Annotated in this window: 18 protein-coding genes and 1 riboswitch; of the genes, 1 reads left to right on the top strand and 17 read right to left on the bottom strand. The window is 38.1% G+C overall.

Annotation, left to right across the window (positions count from 1 at the left end; translation table 11 throughout):
- Nucleotides 1-204 precede the first annotated feature (204 nt).
- From V7149_RS08490 to V7149_RS08545, 12 genes are all read right to left on the bottom strand, one after another.
- Nucleotides 205-714 (bottom strand): metallophosphoesterase family protein, encoded by a 510-nt coding sequence (locus V7149_RS08490; protein WP_335345215.1) that lies wholly within the window; start codon nucleotides 712-714, stop codon nucleotides 205-207.
- A 3-nt stretch (nucleotides 715-717) separates the two neighbouring features.
- Entirely contained in the window at nucleotides 718-1323 is a 606-nt protein-coding gene (locus V7149_RS08495) for an XTP/dITP diphosphatase (protein WP_335345216.1), read from the bottom strand.
- Nucleotide 1324: 1 nt separating this feature from the next.
- Nucleotides 1325-2095 (bottom strand): ribonuclease PH, encoded by a 771-nt coding sequence (rph, locus tag V7149_RS08500; protein ID WP_335345217.1) that lies wholly within the window; start codon nucleotides 2093-2095, stop codon nucleotides 1325-1327.
- Nucleotides 2096-2193: 98 nt separating this feature from the next.
- Nucleotides 2194-3264 carry a GerMN domain-containing protein gene (locus V7149_RS08505; protein WP_335345218.1) on the bottom strand — a complete coding sequence of 357 codons (1071 nt, stop codon included), beginning with the start codon at nucleotides 3262-3264 and terminating at the stop codon, nucleotides 2194-2196.
- Nucleotides 3265-3408: 144 nt separating this feature from the next.
- The gene (recQ, locus tag V7149_RS08510; protein ID WP_335345219.1) at nucleotides 3409-5544 is read right to left on the bottom strand and encodes a DNA helicase RecQ; all 2136 of its coding nucleotides are present in this window, start codon (nucleotides 5542-5544) and stop codon (nucleotides 3409-3411) included.
- Nucleotides 5545-5847: 303 nt separating this feature from the next.
- Nucleotides 5848-6642, bottom strand: a complete 795-nt coding sequence (racE, locus tag V7149_RS08515; protein ID WP_335345220.1) for a glutamate racemase — start codon at nucleotides 6640-6642, stop codon at nucleotides 5848-5850.
- A gap of 10 nt (nucleotides 6643-6652) precedes the next feature.
- Nucleotides 6653-7111, bottom strand: coding sequence for a MarR family winged helix-turn-helix transcriptional regulator (locus V7149_RS08520; RefSeq protein WP_335345221.1), 459 nt, complete (start codon nucleotides 7109-7111; stop codon nucleotides 6653-6655).
- A gap of 186 nt (nucleotides 7112-7297) precedes the next feature.
- A complete protein-coding gene (locus V7149_RS08525; protein ID WP_057771856.1) occupies nucleotides 7298-7522 on the bottom strand; it encodes a helix-turn-helix domain-containing protein in 225 nt (74 codons plus the stop codon).
- 142 nt (nucleotides 7523-7664) lie between these two features.
- On the bottom strand, nucleotides 7665-8132 hold the full coding sequence (locus tag V7149_RS08530; protein WP_335345222.1) for an acyl-CoA thioesterase: 468 nt from the start codon (nucleotides 8130-8132) through the stop codon (nucleotides 7665-7667).
- Nucleotides 8133-8253: 121 nt separating this feature from the next.
- A complete protein-coding gene (sdhB, locus tag V7149_RS08535) occupies nucleotides 8254-9015 on the bottom strand; it encodes a succinate dehydrogenase iron-sulfur subunit (protein WP_335345223.1) in 762 nt (253 codons plus the stop codon).
- Between the two features lie 19 nt (nucleotides 9016-9034).
- Nucleotides 9035-10786: a succinate dehydrogenase flavoprotein subunit gene (sdhA, locus tag V7149_RS08540; protein WP_335345224.1), complete on the bottom strand. Its 1752-nt coding sequence runs from the start codon at nucleotides 10784-10786 to the stop codon at nucleotides 9035-9037.
- A gap of 67 nt (nucleotides 10787-10853) precedes the next feature.
- On the bottom strand, nucleotides 10854-11462 hold the full coding sequence (locus V7149_RS08545; protein ID WP_335345225.1) for a succinate dehydrogenase cytochrome b558 subunit: 609 nt from the start codon (nucleotides 11460-11462) through the stop codon (nucleotides 10854-10856).
- A 374-nt stretch (nucleotides 11463-11836) separates the two neighbouring features.
- On the opposite strand from V7149_RS08545, the gene V7149_RS08550 reads away from it, so the two are divergent.
- A complete protein-coding gene (locus tag V7149_RS08550) occupies nucleotides 11837-12292 on the top strand; it encodes a YslB family protein (RefSeq protein WP_335345226.1) in 456 nt (151 codons plus the stop codon).
- Nucleotides 12293-12342: 50 nt separating this feature from the next.
- On the opposite strand, the gene V7149_RS08555 is transcribed toward V7149_RS08550, so the two are convergent.
- The 5 genes from V7149_RS08555 to V7149_RS08575 form a co-directional block, all read right to left on the bottom strand.
- Nucleotides 12343-13572, bottom strand: coding sequence for an aspartate kinase (locus tag V7149_RS08555; protein ID WP_335345227.1), 1230 nt, complete (start codon nucleotides 13570-13572; stop codon nucleotides 12343-12345).
- Nucleotides 13573-13740: 168 nt separating this feature from the next.
- Nucleotides 13741-13921, bottom strand: a riboswitch (Lysine riboswitch).
- Nucleotides 13922-13985: 64 nt separating this feature from the next.
- Entirely contained in the window at nucleotides 13986-15758 is a 1773-nt protein-coding gene (uvrC, locus tag V7149_RS08560) for an excinuclease ABC subunit UvrC (RefSeq protein ID WP_335345228.1), read from the bottom strand.
- A 71-nt stretch (nucleotides 15759-15829) separates the two neighbouring features.
- Nucleotides 15830-16144 carry a thioredoxin gene (gene trxA / locus V7149_RS08565; protein WP_335345229.1) on the bottom strand — a complete coding sequence of 105 codons (315 nt, stop codon included), beginning with the start codon at nucleotides 16142-16144 and terminating at the stop codon, nucleotides 15830-15832.
- Nucleotides 16145-16337: 193 nt separating this feature from the next.
- Entirely contained in the window at nucleotides 16338-17315 is a 978-nt protein-coding gene (locus tag V7149_RS08570) for an electron transfer flavoprotein subunit alpha/FixB family protein (RefSeq protein ID WP_335345230.1), read from the bottom strand.
- Nucleotides 17316-17355: 40 nt separating this feature from the next.
- Nucleotides 17356-18129 carry an electron transfer flavoprotein subunit beta/FixA family protein gene (locus tag V7149_RS08575; RefSeq protein ID WP_335345231.1) on the bottom strand — a complete coding sequence of 258 codons (774 nt, stop codon included), beginning with the start codon at nucleotides 18127-18129 and terminating at the stop codon, nucleotides 17356-17358.
- Nucleotides 18130-18190 lie beyond the last annotated feature (61 nt).

An 18190-nucleotide genomic window follows, 5' to 3' on the forward strand; every position in this document is an offset into this window, starting at 1 on the left:
GAGATTCGAACTCCCGACCGTACGCTTAGAAGGCGTATGCTCTATCCAGCTGAGCTACTGGGACATATTAAATATTTAAAGAATAACTTCAGCGACAAGTTTTATTATATTAGGCTAACAATGAAATGTCAACATAAAAAGTAAATATTTTTTTATTTAGGGGAAAGTGATCTTCCCCTAAATAATATATGCTTTAATTACATCTTACGTTAGTAAAAACTTTTGTGATAATCCATTAATTTCTCCAAGCTTTAAATCATAAACACTCAGACAAATTTCATCTTTTTCAATGTCCATAATAACATATGTTTTCTCTTTTCGTCCTCTTGGCTGCCGAATGCTTCCTGGATTGATATAAAGAATATCATCAATCATTTCTGCCCCTAGATTATGGGAGTGGCCAAAACAAACAATCTTGGCACCGACTTCCTTAGCACGCAGGCTTAGATTTAATAAGGTTGATTTTACAGCATAGCGATGGCCATGGGTAATGAAAACCTTATGACCACCTAAATCCTCTACAAGTTCCTCCGGAAATGAGTTATCAACATCACAATTTCCACGCACTACAGTAAAAGACTCTAAGCACGGGTGATCCGACTTTAATTCAGAATCCCCGCAATGTATCAGTTTATCTATTTCCATTGAATTCTCTTTTATTTCCGCTAATTCATCCGTCAAACCATGGCTATCACTGACAATCAAAATTCTCATGGATTACCTGCCTTCCGAGTGAAGGGTAGGGAGCTTGCTTTCTAATTTTCTTAAGGCCTGTGCCCTATGGCTAATTTCTGCCTTTTCTTCTGGTTTTAATTCTGCCATGGCTTTCTCCTTGTCCACTACAAAGAATATTGGATCATATCCAAAACCATTTGAGCCCCTTTTTTCTCGCAAGATCAATCCTTCACACGTACCGGAAACAGTAAATGTTTCAAGGCCTGGAACAGCAACAGCCAATGCACAGTAAAACCTAGCCTGTCGGTCTTTATCAGGTATATCATTTAATTCATCTAGCACTTTCGCCATATTGGCTTCATCGCTTTTTTCTTCTCCAGCATAACGAGCAGAGTAAATACCTGGCCGGCCGTTTAGCGCATCGATAGAGAGGCCGGAATCATCTGCAATCACGATTTTATTTAGTGCCTTTGAGACACTTTCTGCTTTTAAAATCGCGTTCTCTTCAAAGGTACTCCCAGTCTCTTCAATGTCATCTATCTCCGGATAGTCTATTAAGGTTTTAACTTTATAGCCAAGCGGCATGAACATGCGCTCAAACTCTTTTGCTTTTCCTGCATTCTTTGTAGCAATAATCACTTCTTGCATTCTACGCCTTCCCCTCTAAACTTTCTTTTCTTGGATTAATTTTACTCGTTATTGCTTCACCAAGTGCCTCTTTCTGTATTTCAAAAAGGGAGGCCATTCCGTTTTGGGCCGCTTTTAATAGCTCCTGGAGCTCGGTGTATGAAAAGGTAGCTTCTTCTCCTGTTCCTTGTAATTCGACAAAATCCCCATTCCCTATCATGACCACATTCATATCAACAAGAGCTTTAGAGTCTTCGATATAATTTAAATCTACGACAACTTGTTTATTTTCTAATATTCCTACACTTGTTGCAGCTAAAAAGTCTTTTATTGGATAGCTTGCTAGCTTTTTGCTTTTAGCTATTTTATCTAAAGCCAAAGCCATCGCAACGAAGGCCCCTGTTATAGAGGCAGTCCGCGTGCCTCCATCCGCTTGAATCACATCACAATCCAGCCAGATTGTTCTCTCTCCGATTGCCTCAAGATCAACAACAGCACGAAGAGCACGTCCAATTAATCTCTGAATTTCCATTGTTCGTCCAGAAATTTTCCCCTTCGCCGCTTCACGAATATTCCGTTGTTCGGTTGCTCTAGGAAGCATGGAATATTCAGCTGTAATCCACCCTTTTCCTTCTCCCCTCATAAAATGCGGAACCCGTTCATCTATACTGGCAGTACAAATAACTTTTGTATCTCCAACGCTTATTAACACAGATCCTTCAGGATGCTTTAAATAATTCGTTTCAATATGTATAGGTCTTAATTGCTGTTGTTCCCTTCCGTCAGCACGCATAAGTTAAATTCCTCCCTTATTCCAAAAACAATAAAGAAGAGGGGGCGTCCATTGCCTCCTCTTTCATTGTCTTTATATAGTATATCAAAAAACTTTTTTTAAAAACTACCTGTGTTTACTTTTTGCGGACGTGTAACAGGCTCTGCCATTTTTTCTCCTTCTTCATTGACAAAATCTGACTTGCCATTAACAGTGATCGCAACACTTTCTATTCCTTTTTGTTCAGTTAATGAAAGAACAAGCGCTTCTAATAAATGCTTGGAAACAATTTTCTCTTCAAAACTGCTGTATACAGACTCATTAAAATTAAGGGTCACTTTTCCATTTTCAATTTTTGGATCATCCAAAAGCTTAACATCTGCTAAGAAGTCACTTTCAAGGTTTGAGGAAATGCCAGGACCTTTAACTAACTCGTTTACAACAGCTCGCAAATTGTTAGGCTCAGTATTCGTTACTCTCTTAGTTACTGGAACATAATAGTAAGAGTCTGCCTCTCCACCAATATAGTAGACAGTAACAGGCTTCGTATTGCGAATATCAAGGATATCTGAAGTATCGAGATTAATACCATTTGATCTGCTATATGCTTCACCGATAGGAGTGCCATTTACAGGCATTTCATTAAGCTCATGACCGTTTAATTTAAACTTTACTTTATCGATCGACTCAAATTGAGTTAATGTCCATGTGATAGATTGAAGGATATTCAATTCCTCCTCAGCCTGATATTCCCTAAATTCTTTAGAGAAGTTGACTGTTGCCACCTTATCTTTAATATCAACAGATAATTTCGTATCAACAGGCAGAACAGCCATGAAGCCATTAGGCAGCATTTCTGTTACTGGACCATCCTTTACTAAATGTTCCAAAGCTTGAGTTGCGACTGATTCTGTTTTCGGCAGATTTAAAGTTTGAGGGACTACTAATCCATCTTTATTAATTAAATAAAGCTCCGTTTGCACAGTGTTTGTAACAGCTTCATCATTTCCTGCAGTTTCCATTCCCGCATCCTCTTGACCTTCAACAGCCGTTTGATCTTCTTCGTAGGCAACTGATTTCGGCGGATCAATTTGTTCTTTTCCGCTCCCACCAAATAACCCGCAACCTGATAAAAACACCGATGACGCAAAGACAGCCGAAACGATCGTTGTTTTTTTATTTATAGACATATAATCCCTCCAAAGAACAGTTTGTACTAACATGTATACGAGACTGTTTGTAATTTAGACCGGCTAGATGAAAAAAAATTCGGCTTTTTTTGTAGAACTGTCTTTGGATGGGCCATACGAATTTGTTTATTGGCAATTAACTACTTAAGTGTATTCATTTTTCGCTAAGACTGCTTTAATAGTAAAATAATCAATATTAGTGTCGAGTTCATCTTTAATTGGTTTCAGTTTTTCCCTTCCTACTCTTTTTACAGCCTCCATAATGATTTGTTCTGTCTCTTCATTAAAAATATCAGACCATTGCAACGCATTTCCTTCTTGAACAGCACGAATGATATGGTTCTGAATGGTAATCGCTGAAAATTTACGCTTTTTGGCAATTTCATCGATCGTTATCCCTTCCGAATAATATTGGTAGGATAATAAATAGCTAGGCGCATCGTTTATCTCCTTATCGTCTGAACGTGGTTCTACCTGCTGAATAGCAACAGAGTTAATATTGTGATCATTGATGAATTTCTTAATTTCTTCAATGAATAATTCACCATATCTATCATACTTTACTTGCCCTACACCCTTTATTCTTAGCATTGCCTCCCGATCAATCGGAAAATACTGGCTCATTTCTTTTAGAGTAGTATCTGCAAAGACCACATAAGGAGGAACCTTTTCCTGATCCGCAATCGATTTTCGCAAAGTCCGCAGTTCTGAAAATAAATCACTATTTTCTTCTGCTTCCTTTATAGGGGCTTGAATTGTCTTTTTCATATAAACATTTTCTTGTTTCTTTATTACTGGTACGACCCTCTCAGCAAGTCTGACTACCGGAAATTTACTATCTGTTAATGTTAAATATCCTTCAGCCAGTAAATAATTGATGATGTCCGAAATTTCTTTTTCCTTATAATTTTGAAGCAAACCATATGTGGTTAATTTATCAAACTGAAATTCGCGAATCCTTTTGTTTTGGGAGCCTTTTAATACTTGTGCAGTTAAGGTGACACCAAATCGTTCTCCCATTCTTTTAATACAGGAGAATATCATGAGCGCCTCCTCCGTTATTTCGATCTGCTCCCGCTTATCCAAACAATTACTGCATTTTCCACAGCCTGCATTCTCATATTGCGAATCAAAATATTCGATAATATAAGCTTGCAGACATTTTTCAGTATGACAGTAGTGGATCATTTGTTTTAATTTATTATATTCTTGCTCTCTTTTCTGGAAATCAAGGTTGGATTCCTCAATAAGAAACTTTTGCAGCTGAATATCCTGCGGTGAAAATAATAAATAACAAGAGCTTTCGTCTCCATCCCTTCCTGCTCGGCCAGCTTCCTGATAATAAGCTTCGATATTACGCGGGAGGTTATAATGGATAACAAAACGAACATTGGATTTATCAATTCCCATTCCAAATGCATTAGTCGCGATCATAATATCAGCTTCATCAAAAACAAACTGGTTTTGTGACTCCTTACGTGCATCCTCCCCCATTCCTGCATGATACTTAGCAACAGAATGGTTCTTTTCCTTTAAGTAGCTGTATAGCTGATCAGTTTCTTTCCGGCTTGATGTATAGATAATCCCTGATTCTCTAGGATGATTCTTCAAATATTGTGTAATAAATTCTCTTTTGTTAACACCCTTCATCACGTTAAAAGCAAGATTTTCCCTTGCAAAACCCGTAATGAAGCTATCAGATTCGTGAATATGTAAGAGATTCCGAATATCATCCGCAACATCCTTTGTGGCTGTTGCTGTTAATGCTGCAACTACGGGTTCTTGATTAAGTCTGCCCAAATGATTAATGATGGAACGATAGCTTGGTCTGAAATCATGGCCCCATTGGGAAATACAATGGGCCTCATCAAATACAATCATAGATATTTGCAGAGAATTGAGCATTTCTATAAAGCTGTCTGATTCAAAACGTTCTGGAGCAACATAAATTAATTTATACTTCCCGGCAAGGATATCAGCCATTCTTTTTTTATATTCCTGCATATTAAGGGAGCTATTAATAAATGTGGCTCGAATTTCTGCAGTGATTAATGAATCAACTTGATCTTTCATTAAGGAAATTAATGGAGAGATGACAATGGCTGTTCCTGGGAGAATGAGTGCGGGAATCTGAAAGCAGAGGGATTTGCCTCCTCCAGTTGGAAGGATGCCGAGCGTATTTTTATGCTGCAGCAAATTGTGGATAATTTCCTTTTGCCCGGAACGAAATGTGGAATATCCAAAGTATTGCTTTAAATAAGTTTCTGCCTGTGCGTACAAAATATATCACCTTATTCTATTATATTTGATATAATCTTATCATTTTTCTCATAGACTTGGAAATGAATTGCTAATGCGGACACAAAAGCCATTATTAGCATAAAACAACGGTTATTTAGGATCTAATCGGACACAGAATACGTTATATACGAAAATAAGCATAAAAATCACTGTTTTTTTACATAATGAAGGAACCAATGTCCGCAAGCATAAAAAATCAACCCATTTTGCATCAAATAACGGAACTGGTGACCGCTATGCTCAGATAATCCTATCCAATACAAAAACCTCCCTAAAGGAGGTCTATAACTTAACTTTTTTTACATTTTGAACTGGTACAGCCAACCATTCGGAAGCAATTTTTGTGAAAATATCTGTCGATCCTGTTGTGTAAAAATGATGTTTTGGCTCGTCCTGACAGCTATTTAATAAGCCTTGATGATAAAGAATCGTACTAACCTCTCTTGCTGTTTCGTCTCCTGAACTAATAACGCCGACTTGTTTCCCTACTGCCTTTTGTATTAACGGCTCAAGCAATGGATAATGTGTACAACCTAATATTAGTGTATCCATTCCTTTATTTCTTAATGGCTGCAACGTTTCAGTTACGATCCTCTCAGCTAAAAGACCCTCAAATTCCCCACTTTCCACGAGGGGGACAAATTTAGGACAGGCTAGGCTATGAATCACTACCCGGCTATTAATTTGCCTTAAGGCCATTTCATATGCGCCGCTCTTTATCGTTCCTTCTGTGCCTATGACACCAATCGTTTTATTTTTTGTTTTCTTTATCGCTGCTCTTGCTCCTGGAGATATCACTCCAATTACCGGTATAGGCAGCGAACTTCTGATTTCATCTAGTGCAACGGCTGTTGCAGTGTTACAGGCAATAATTAGCATTTTGATTTGTTTGTTTAAAAGAAACCTCGTTATTTCCCAAGTAAATGCTTTAACTTCTTCACCTGGCCTTGGTCCATATGGACATCGTGCCGTATCCCCCAAATATATAATTTCCTCATTTGGGAGCTGCCTCATTACTTCCTTCACTACAGTCAAGCCTCCGACACCTGAATCAATAATACCTATCGGATTTTCCAATCGAACCGCCTCATTCTTCGCGCATATCTTGATGTAATCTTGTTAAGTTATTTTTTAGGAGCTGAACCTCTTCATCGGTGAAATTAACGAGTACCTCTTTTAAATATAATTGCCGCTTTTTAATACACTCGTCAATAATCCTTTCCCCTTCTTCCAAAAGATGGATTCGAACAACTCTTCGGTCATTAGGGTCTTTAACCCGTTTAACAAGGTTGTTTTTTTCCATACGATCAACAAGATCTGTCGTTGTGCTAAAGGCAAGATACATTTTATTCGACAGCTCTCCAATTGTCATATCTCCCTCTTCAAAAAGCCATTGGAGGGCAACAAATTGGGGTGGAGTAATTTTGTAATTGCTTAATATTTCACGGCCCTTTTGCTTAATAATGCCTGATATATAGCGCAGCTCTTTTTCTATCATAGCTACTGTATCTATTTCATCAACTGCTTTCACATCTTCTAAATCCATTACATACAACTCCTATATTGCTATTTCTATTCCAACAAGTGATATAATCCACAAGCTCTATTGCATTTATTTTCACCTTTTTTCAGCTAAATTTCAAGGCTGAATTAAATATAGAAGCGTATATTAAATATAATTTACTTATTAAATAATATAAACCGGCATCCAATAATGGATGGCCGGTCTTAATTAAAGTTCTAGCTCTCCCATTCGAAGGAGCTCTACAACAGCTTGTGATCGCCCCTTAACACCAAGCTTTTGCATGGCATTCGAAATGTGGTTCCGAACCGTCTTTTCGCTTATAAACAATTCACCAGCGATTTCTCTAGTTGTTTTATCCTGTACTAACAGTTCGAATACTTCTCTTTCTCGTTTGGTGAGTAACGGCTTATGAGTAAATTCGTTCTCCTTCAAGTATTGTAACCCTCCTTGCCTTTCGCCAGCTATGAACCGCGGGATGGGTATATATTTAGTCACAATATCTTATGTAAGGCAGAGGACTTGAGTGACACCAATTCCTTAGTGGAGAAGATTTTATTTAAAAAAGTTATTAAAATTAATTAGTAAGCTTCGTGACATGATTTTGAAGCAAAGTTTTCATTTCTTCAGTCCATGGATAGCCTTTTCCTGTTTTCTTCGAAATTTGAACCATTGTCCCTCTGCCCGTAAAGCAGACGGATCCATCCTCTTTTTTCCCCATATAGTGAAGATCTACTGAAGTTGTACCGATCGTTGCTGCCTTCACATATATTTTTAAACGTTCATCAAAGAAAACCTGCTTTAAAAAATCGCATTGCAAATCAGCTACAACGGGAATGGTTTCATTTTTTGGATTTACCCAATTCTGCATAAAGCCGATGCTTTTGAAAAATTCAATTCTTGCTACTTCAAAATAAGTAAAGGGAACTGTATTATTTAAATGACCGAACATATCTGTTTCTGAAAAACGGACCTTAACAGGATGAAAAAATTCAAAACCTTCTTCCCAAGCAGAAAAATCATTTATATAGCCTATTCTGTTCATGTAATCTCCCCCACTCTAATCAAAAGTGAATAATCATTCATTTATTCTACAATTATATAACTATTAGAATAAATTGAAAACAAAAAACCCCTCTTCCAAGTGGAAGAAGGGCTTTCGTTTATTAAACTTGATCGCTTCCAAAGAAGTTTTTGAAAGATTGTAATGTAGCTGCACGGTTTACAGCAGCGATTGATGTTGTAATAGGAATTCCTTTTGGACATGATTGCACACAGTTTTGTGAATTTCCACAGCCTGTCATTCCGCCATCTTCCATAAACGCATTTAAACGCTCAGCTTTATTCATTTCCCCAGTTGGATGGGCATTAAATAAGCGAACTTGGTTAAAGACAGCCGGTCCCATAAAGTTTGTTTTGCTATTTACATTCGGACAAGCTTCTAAACATACACCACATGTCATACATTTAGATAACTCGTATGCCCATTGACGTTTTGGTTCCGGCATACGTGGTCCTGGACCAAGATCATACGTACCGTCAATTGGAATCCACGCTTTAACCTTTTTCAATGAATCAAACATCCGGCTTCTATCTACTTGTAAGTCTCTTACAACAGGGAACGTACGCATAGGAGCTAAACGGATTGGCTGCTCTAATTGGTCAACTAGCGCCGAACAAGATTGGCGTGGTTTTCCATTAATAATCATTGAACAGGCACCGCAAACTTCCTCAAGACAGTTCATATCCCATGCTATTGGTGTTGTTTTGTCACCTTTCACATTAACAGGGTTACGGCGTATTTCCATGAGTGCTGAAATAACGTTTAAGTTCGGACGGTACTCCACTTCAAACTCTTCATCATAAGGTGCAGAATCTGGACTGTCTTGACGAGTTATAATAAAGCGAATTGTTTTTTTGTCACTCATCACTTACTCTCCCCTTCTCTTAATGTTTTTTTGTATAGTCACGTTTACGTGGTTCAATTAATGAAATATCAACTTCCTCGTAATGGAAGGCAGGAGCAGTATCTTCTCCAGTGTATTTTGCCATTGTTGTCTTTAAGAATTCTTCATCATTACGATTAGGGAATTCTGGCTTGTAATGAGCCCCACGGCTTTCATTACGGTTATATGCACCAATTGTAATAACACGAGATAAGTGAAGCATATTTTTTAGTTGACGAGTAAATGCAGCCCCTTGGTTGCTCCATTTTGCTGTATCGTTAATATTAATGTTTTTGAAACGTTCCATTAACTCTACAATTTTCTCATCCGTTTTCAATAGCTTGCTGTTTTCACGAACAACTGTCACGTTATCAGTCATCCACTCACCAAGTTCTTTATGAAGAACATAAGCGTTTTCAGTTCCATCTAAAGACAAGATGCCATTCCATTTTGCTTCCTCTTCTTTAACATGACGATCAAATACAGAAGAAGAAATAGAATCAACGCTTTTCTCAAGACCATCAATATATTTAACCGCATTTGGTCCAGCAACCATCCCACCGTAAATAGCTGAAAGTAAGGAGTTTGCACCTAAACGGTTTGCACCGTGCTGTGAATAATCACACTCACCTGCTGCAAATAAGCCAGGAATGCTCGTTTGCTGTTCATAGTCCACCCATAGTCCACCCATTGAATAGTGAACGGCAGGGAAGATCTTCATTGGAACTTTGCGTGGATCATCACCCATAAACTTCTCGTAAATTTCGATGATTCCGCCAAGTTTAATATCAAGCTCATGCGCATCTTTATGAGAAAGATCCAGATATACCATGTTTTCTCCATTAATACCTAGTTTTTGATTGACACATACATCAAAAATTTCACGTGTTGCAATATCACGCGGTACTAGGTTCCCATATGCAGGATATTTCTCTTCAAGGAAATACCAAGGCTTACCATCCTTATAAGTCCAAACACGTCCGCCTTCACCACGTGCAGATTCACTCATAAGACGAAGCTTATCGTCTCCAGGGATTGCAGTTGGATGAATTTGAATAAATTCACCATTCGCATAATAAGCCCCTTGCTGATAAACAATAGAAGCAGCTGATCCTGTATTGATCACTGAGTTTGTTGATTTACCAAAAATAATTCCAGGGCCGCCTGTAGCCATAATAACGGCATCTGCAGCAAATGTTTGGATTTCACCAGAAGTTAAATTCTGTGCTGAAATTCCACGGCAAACTCCATCATCATCAATAACGGCACCTAAGAATTCCCAGCCTTCGTATTTCGTAACAAGTCCTACAACCTCTTGTCGGCGTACTTGTTCATCTAAGGCATATAAAAGCTGCTGACCTGTTGTAGCTCCAGCAAATGCAGTACGGTGATGCTGTGTTCCACCAAAGCGACGGAAATCGAGTAAACCTTCAGGTGTACGATTAAACATAACACCCATACGGTCGAATAAATGGATAATTCCAGGTGCTGCTTCACACATTGCTTTAACTGGCGGCTGGTTTGCTAAAAAGTCTCCGCCGTAAATAGTGTCATCAAAGTGGATATATGGTGAATCTCCTTCACCCTTTGTATTAACAGCTCCGTTAATGCCGCCTTGGGCACAAACAGAGTGAGAACGTTTAACCGGTACTAAGGAAAATAACTCAACCGGAGTCCCTGATTCTGCAACTTTAATTGTTGCCATTAAGCCGGCTAGACCGCCGCCGACAACGATTACCTTACCTTTAGCCATAGTGACTCACTCCCTATTACATAGTAAAACTAAAGCAAAATTTCATCCGAACATTTTCTACTGCTTATTAAACAAATGCTGTAATCGCACGAATACCGACAATTGATAATAAAATAAAGATAACAATTGTAACGTATGTTGTTATTAATTGTGAACGAGGTGAAATTGTAATCCCCCAGCTTACACAGAAAGACCATAATCCATTAGAGAAGTGGAAGATTGTTGAAATAACGCCTACTATATAAAACCAGAACATAAATGGATTCGAAAGAATATTCTCCATCATTTGGAAATTAACATCTGCGCCAAATGCAGCTTGTACACGAGTCTCCCATACATGCCATGCAATGAAAATAAGTGTAATAACACCAGACACACGTTGCAGCATGAACATCCAGTTACGGAAGAATCCATATTTGCTTACATTGTTTTTTGCTGTAAAAGCAATATAAAGCCCATAGATGGCATGAAATAATAAAGGCAAGAAAATAATAAAGGTTTCTAAAATAATTCTAAACGGCAGATTTTCCATAAAACCTGCTGCCTTATTAAAAGACTCCTCTCCCCCTGTTGCAAAATGATTGACTACTAGATGCTGAACTAAAAATAGTCCTACTGGTATAACACCTAGCAATGAATGCAATCTGCGATTTAAAAATTCTCGATTACCCGCCATGATTTACCCCCCTATTTTTTTGCAAGATGTAAGGTGTTGTTACTTCGTATGTAAGAATTTCACCAAAACATCAATTCGAAAATGGCATATCATTTTCTTACAATTATGTGACATGTCCATTTTACTCCCAACATCCTAGAGCGTCAAGGAAACGATTACATAAAATGTTGTAAATATCAAAATCATAAAAATATATTAATATTACGTATTTTGACCTATTTAACCATATTTATTAAGTGATAGCCCGTTTGGTTTAATATATTAAAAAAGTATTAATCTTCCACTGCAAAACAGCCAGCTTTTTCATCATTCTATAACTAAATTCCTTCTCATTTGTATATAATAGAAGAATAATAGAAAGAGGGGATCTTAGCTTGAACGAAACAGCTTCAGAATTAATTCCAATTGAACAAAAAGCCGAATCCATTTCTGTCTTTGGATACGAATTGATAAGGGAAGTTCTTTTACACGACATATTAGGCGATGATGCGCCTGAAATATTATATTGGGCTGGAAAAACCCTTGCACGTAAATATCCTCAAAAGACAGTGTCCGAAATAATTGATTTCTTCGAGCAAGCTTCATGGGGAAACCTAGTCCTTAAGAAAGAATCAAAAAATGAGATGGAATTTGAACTTTCAAGTTCTTTCATACAAGAGCGCTGTAAAAATAATAATCGATGCACTTTTCAGCTTGAGGCAGGGTTTATTGCTCAGCAAATTGAACTGCAATCTGAAGTAATTTGCGAATCGTATGAACATCCTAATAAAAGAAAAGGAAAAATTCAGTTTACAGTTAAATGGGATAAAAAGGACAAAATCGAATATTAACTTCTGACGAAAAAGAGGCTTTCGGTACAAAGAAAGCCTCTTTCTTAATATTAAGAATTAATCGATATACCTGATAAATGAAAGGCTTCGTGAAGGGCCTCAACAGCCTGTACCATTTTTTCTTGTCCAATAACCGTTGAAACCTTAATTTCTGATGTACTCACCATCTTTACTTCGATATCATTGGAGGCCAGCACTTCAAACATCTCAGCTGCTACCCCTGGATTTGAAACCATTCCTGAACCAATAATCGAAACTTTGGCAAGACCCGTCTCAGATTCAATACGGCTATAGTTTAATTTATTCTTACAGTTTTCTAGAACCTTTATGGTGTCATCAAGATCTTCATTTTTAATCGAGAAGGATAGATTAGCTGATTGTTCTGCTAATGTACTTTGAATAATAATATCAACATTAATATGATTTTTTGCTAATTCAGAGAAGACTGTGGATAACCCAATTAAGGAGTTCGGCAACCCAATAACAGTGACTCTTGTGATTTCGTTTTCAAATGCTATTCCCCGGACAACTAAATTCTCTTCCATGTTTACTTCCTCCTCGATTATAGTCCCTGATTCACTTTCACTGCTTGAACGCACTTCAATTGGGATTTGATAGTTTTTTGCAAATTCTACTGCTCTAGGATGCAATACGCCAGCACCTAAATGAGCAAGCTCAAGCATTTCATCATAGGAAACCGCTAATAATTTTCTTGCGTCTTTAACATAGCGCGGATCTGTTGTATACACTCCTGTCACGTCTGTATAAATATCACATTTATCCGCTTTTAAAGCAGCGGCTATTGCGACTGCCGTCGTATCTGAGCCCCCACGACCCAATGTTGAAATGGATCCGTCTTCCGTTATGCCTTGGAACCCCGCAACAATTACAATCCTCCCTTCGTTAAGCTCACTTTTCAGCTTAGAAGTATCTATATCCAATATTCTTGCATTTCCGTGTACTGATTCTGTTTTTATTCCTGCCTGCCAGCCTGTTAAGGATACGGCTGGAAATCCCTTTTCTGTTAAGGCCATTGCTAATAAAGAAATCGTCACCTGTTCACCTGTAGTTAAAAGCATGTCCATTTCTCTTTTGCTTGGAGAGGAGGAAATTTCCTTTGCCAGACTGACAAGTTGATCGGTAGATTTCCCCATTGCAGAAACAACCACAACGACATCATTGCCCTTATTCTTTTCTTCGATTACCCGATTGGCAACATTTCGAATTTTTTCTACATTAGCAACAGATGTTCCACCAAACTTTTGAATGATAAGTCCCATGTTTTTCCCTCTTTCTTAATGTGAAAATTGTTGATTGGAAGCCGTCTCTTAAATTGCTTTATAAAATATGCCGGAAATACCCGATTGATTGGATTTCTGCATAAAAAAAAGCAATGAGATTCTATCCCATTGCTGTGTTTATAAACGTATAAAAAAATACGATTCACACAGTGAGATAGCTCTCCAAGACGTTTTTTGTCTTGACAATCTTACATTTATTAAATGCAAGACCAGCGAAAAAAGTTATGAGACTTTATCCACTTCGGCAAACATTCCCTTTCAAAGCTTTTCATTGAAGCTCATACTTCTCCAAGCTTTTACTATTGAAGTTCGCACCTCTACCTTCACTTTAATACTATAAAGTGATATTGAATTTTCAGTAATTATAGCATGCTCTTTTTCTTCTAACAATACTATTCCGTTAATTTTCTTTTTAATTCTTCCGCAATATTTGCGGGAATACCAATTTTTCTAAATTCCTCTATGCTAGCCTCTTTCATCTTTTTGACAGACCCAAAGGATTTTAGGAGCTGCTTCTTGCGCTTTTCCCCAATACCAGGAATTTCATCCAGCACTGACTGAAAAGCATTTTTCCCTCTAAGCTGGCGATGGAACGTTATGGCGAAACGGTGGACTTCATCTTGAATTCTTTGCAGCAGATAGAACTCCTGACTGTTTCTCCCAAGTGGAATAATTTCTAATGGATTCCCGTACAAGAGCTGTGAAGTTCTATGCTTCTCATCTTTTACCAAACCTGAGATAGGGATATCAAGGCCCAATTCATTTTCCAATACATCTCTTACTGCCTCAACATGCCCCTTTCCTCCATCAATGATGATCAAATCTGGAAGAGGCAGGTTTTCTTTTAATACCCGAGAATACCTTCTACGTACGACCTCTCGCATAGAATCATAATCATCCGGTCCCTGCACAGATTTTATTTTATATTTACGATATTCTCTTTTCTCGGGCTTGCCATCAATAAAAACAACCATGGCTGATACGGGATCTGTTCCTTGAATGTTCGAGTTATCGAAAGCCTCAATTCGATGAGGGGTATAAATACCTAGTTGGTTCCCCAAATTTTCAATCGCTTTAATGGTTCTTTCTTCATCCTTCTCAATAAGGGAGAACTTTTCTTGAAGGGCGATTTTTGCATTTTTAGAAGCTAATTGGACTAATTCTTTTTTCTGGCCTCGTTGAGGTTGAAATGTTTTTACTTCTAAAAGCTCTTCAGCCATATCTGAATTAACCGTATTAGGCAGCAATATTTCTTTTGGCTTAAAGTGATTGGCCTTTAAATAAAATTGACCTAGGTATGTTAACATTTCTTCGTCAGGCTCGTTATAAATTGGAAACATTGAAACATCCCGTTCAATTAGTTTCCCCTGTCTGATAAAGAATACCTGAACACACATCCAGCCTTTATCGACAGCAAAGCCGAATACATCTCGATCTGTAAAGTCTGTTGTTGTGATCTTTTGCTTTTCCATTGTTGCTTCAATATGAGCGATCCTATCACGGAACTCCTTTGCCTTTTCAAAGTCAAGTTCTTCAGCAGCGGCTGTCATTTTTTCTGTTAATTCTTTTTTTATTTCCTTATAGCCTCCATTTAAGAAACGGGTAATCTCATCAACCATTAATTTATATTCCTGCTCACTTACTTCTTTCACACAAGGAGCTAAACATTGTCCTAAATGATAGTAAAGGCAGACACGGTCAGGCAAGGTTGTACATTTTCTTAATGGATAAATTCGGTCAAGCAGCTTCTTTGTTTCATTTGCAGCATGGACATTTGGATAAGGCCCAAAATATTTCCCCTTATCTTTTTTAACCTTTCGGGTAGTAATGAGGCGGGGGTGTCGCTCGGCAGTTAGTTTAATAAATGGATAGGTTTTATCGTCCTTGAGCATAACATTATATTTGGGATCGTACTTTTTAATTAGGTTCATCTCAAGAATTAAAGCTTCCATATTAGAGGATGTCACAATATATTCGAGGTCTTCTATTTCATTGACTAATCTTTGTGTTTTTCCGTCATGTGAACCAGTAAAATAGGATCTGACACGATTTTTTAAAACCTTTGCCTTTCCTACGTAGATGATAGTTCCTTGACGGTCCTTCATTAGATAGCAGCCTGGCTGATCAGGCAATAGCATTAATTTATTTTTAATAATTTCATTCATTTGATCACTTCCGGAATAGAAATACTTAAGGGGTCAGACTACAAGTCAGACCCCTTACAAATCTAATCTTATTATGCATGTTTTGAAAGAAGTTCTGCAAGAGCTTCTTTCGGCTGGAAGCCAACTACTTTATCTACAACTTCTCCGTCTTTAAAAACGATTAAAGTCGGGATGCTCATAACACCATATTTTCCTGCAGTTTCTTGGTTCTCGTCTACGTCTAGCTTGACGATTTTTACTTTATCGCCCATTTCTGTATCTAGCTCTTCAAGTACTGGAGCGATCATTTTACAAGGTCCGCACCATGGTGCCCAAAAATCTGCAAGGACAACTCCTGAACCAGTTTCAGTAGAAAAAGATTGATCTGTAGCGTTTATAATAGCCATCGAAATGCCTCCTATTTTTAAGTGAATAATAAATATAACGACAGTATACCATTGTTTATTCCCACATGCTAACGATTTGCTTCGACCGTAATTTCCCCTATATTTTCAATAACTATTCATATTGAATTTTTGGTTTGAAATCATTCCTATATAGAAAACAAGCGGCATATAGCCGCTCGTTTATATAGTTAGCTTATGCATTTATTAACAGCTTCTTAAACTCTTCTGTAAGCATCGGAACTACCTCAAACAGGTCTCCGACAATCCCATAATCTGCAACCTTAAAAATATTTGCCTCAGGGTCTTTATTAATCGCTACAATAACTTTGGAGTTTGACATACCGGCAAGATGCTGAATCGCTCCTGAAATTCCGCACGCGATATAAAGGTCAGGTGTAACAACCTTTCCTGTTTGCCCAATCTGCAATGAATAGTCGCAATAATCTGCGTCACAGGCGCCACGAGAAGCCCCAACCGCACCATTTAGAACTTTTGCAAGCTCTTTTAATGGACCAAAGCCTTCCTCACTCTTGACTCCGCGCCCTCCAGCAATTACAACCTTCGCTTCAGAAAGATCGACTCCTTCGCTTGCCTTGCGGACAACCTCTTTAATAATGGTGCGGAGATCTTTAATATCAACTGATAGAGAAGAAACGTCTCCTGTTCTAGATTCGTCCTTTTCAAGCGGGCTAATATTATTCGGGCGGATCGTAGCGAAAATTAAACCATCAGTAACAATTTTCTTTTCGAATGCTTTTCCTGAATAAATAGGACGAGTGAAAACTAAGTTGCCTCCTGTTATTTCTAAGGCAGTTACATCGGATATCAATCCTGAGCTTAATTTAGCTGCAATTTTTGGAGCTAGATCCTTGCCTAAAGCTGTATGGCCAAAAATCAGTCCATCCGGCTTTTCTGCATCAATGACAGCCATAACAGCCTGTGAGTAGCCATCTGATGTATATTGCTTAAGTTTTTCATTTTCAATGGTTACAACACGGTCCGCACCATATTGGATTAATTCTCCGCCTAAAGCGCTTACAGAATCGCCAATTAATATTCCTACAACTTCTCCGCCTTCTGCTGCGGTTTTTGCTGCAGCCACTGCTTCAAAGGATACATTACGCAATGATCCGTCACGGACTTCACCTAAAACTAATACTTTTCTAGCCATTATGCTTTACCCCCTGCGTTCATATTCTTGTATATTCCGATCAGACTACTTTTGCTTCAGTATGAAGAAGTTGTACAAGCTCTTTTACTTGATCTGCAAGCTCGCCTTCGAGGATTTTCCCTGCCTCTTTTTTAGGGGGAAGATAGATTTCAATTGTTTTTGTCTTTGCCTCAACATCGTCTTCCTCAAGGTCAAGATCATCAAGCTCAAGCTCATCAAGCGGTTTTTTCTTTGCTTTCATAATCCCTGGCAATGATGGGTAGCGTGGTTCATTTAATCCTTGCTGAGCTGTTACTAATAAAGGCAGGCTTGTCTCAATTATTTCGGAATCCCCTTCAACATCACGAACAACAGTTACATTACTGCCCGCAATATCGAGCTTTGTAATCGTTGTGACATAAGGAATATTTAGAAGTTCAGCTACCCGAGGTCCAACTTGGCCCGAACCGCCGTCAATCGCAACGTTTCCAGCAATGATTAAGTCAGCATTCTTGTCTTTTAAATATTCGGAAAGAATTTTTGCAGTTGTAAATTGATCACCGTATTCTAAGTCATCTTCAGTATTAATTAATACAGCTTTATCAGCACCCATAGCAAGGGCAGTACGAAGCTGTTTCTCAGTTTCTTCATTTCCGACAGAGACAACCGTTACTTCTCCGCCATTTTCATCACGAACTTGAATAGCTTCCTCGATTGCATATTCATCATAAGGGTTAATGATAAATTCTGCTCCATCTTCGTTTATTTGACCGCCTGAAATCGTAATTTTCTCTTCTGTATCAAAGGTTCTTTTCATTAAAACATAGATGTTCATGATATCCCTCCTAATAGTAAAAGCGTTAGTGCCTCGCCCAGGGGCTTATGACCTCCGACGT

The sequence above is a fragment of the Bacillus sp. JJ1503 genome, assembly GCF_036965125.1.
In the GTDB taxonomy this organism is placed as follows: Bacteria; Bacillota; Bacilli; order Bacillales; family Cytobacillaceae; genus Cytobacillus.

Coding starts and splice junctions, on each gene's coding strand:
- trxA (WP_335345229.1), bottom strand. CDS start 16,144: ATGGCTATTATAAACGCTACAGATCAATCTTTTTCTACTGAAACTGGT.
- V7149_RS08505 (WP_335345218.1), bottom strand. CDS start 3,264: ATGTCTATAAATAAAAAAACAACGATCGTTTCGGCTGTCTTTGCGTCA.
- sdhA (WP_335345224.1), bottom strand. CDS start 10,786: ATGGCTAAAGGTAAGGTAATCGTTGTCGGCGGCGGTCTAGCCGGCTTA.
- V7149_RS08520 (WP_335345221.1), bottom strand. CDS start 7,111: ATGGATTTAGAAGATGTGAAAGCAGTTGATGAAATAGATACAGTAGCT.
- V7149_RS08575 (WP_335345231.1), bottom strand. CDS start 18,129: ATGAACATCTATGTTTTAATGAAAAGAACCTTTGATACAGAAGAGAAA.
- V7149_RS08495 (WP_335345216.1), bottom strand. CDS start 1,323: ATGCAAGAAGTGATTATTGCTACAAAGAATGCAGGAAAAGCAAAAGAG.
- V7149_RS08490 (WP_335345215.1), bottom strand. CDS start 714: ATGAGAATTTTGATTGTCAGTGATAGCCATGGTTTGACGGATGAATTA.
- V7149_RS08570 (WP_335345230.1), bottom strand. CDS start 17,315: ATGGCTAGAAAAGTATTAGTTTTAGGTGAAGTCCGTGACGGATCATTG.
- V7149_RS08545 (WP_335345225.1), bottom strand. CDS start 11,462: ATGGCGGGTAATCGAGAATTTTTAAATCGCAGATTGCATTCATTGCTA.
- uvrC (WP_335345228.1), bottom strand. CDS start 15,758: ATGAATGAAATTATTAAAAATAAATTAATGCTATTGCCTGATCAGCCA.
- V7149_RS08555 (WP_335345227.1), bottom strand. CDS start 13,572: ATGGGACTTATCATTCAAAAGTTTGGTGGAACATCTGTTGCTAATGTA.
- sdhB (WP_335345223.1), bottom strand. CDS start 9,015: ATGAGTGACAAAAAAACAATTCGCTTTATTATAACTCGTCAAGACAGT.
- V7149_RS08530 (WP_335345222.1), bottom strand. CDS start 8,132: ATGAACAGAATAGGCTATATAAATGATTTTTCTGCTTGGGAAGAAGGT.
- rph (WP_335345217.1), bottom strand. CDS start 2,095: ATGCGTGCTGACGGAAGGGAACAACAGCAATTAAGACCTATACATATT.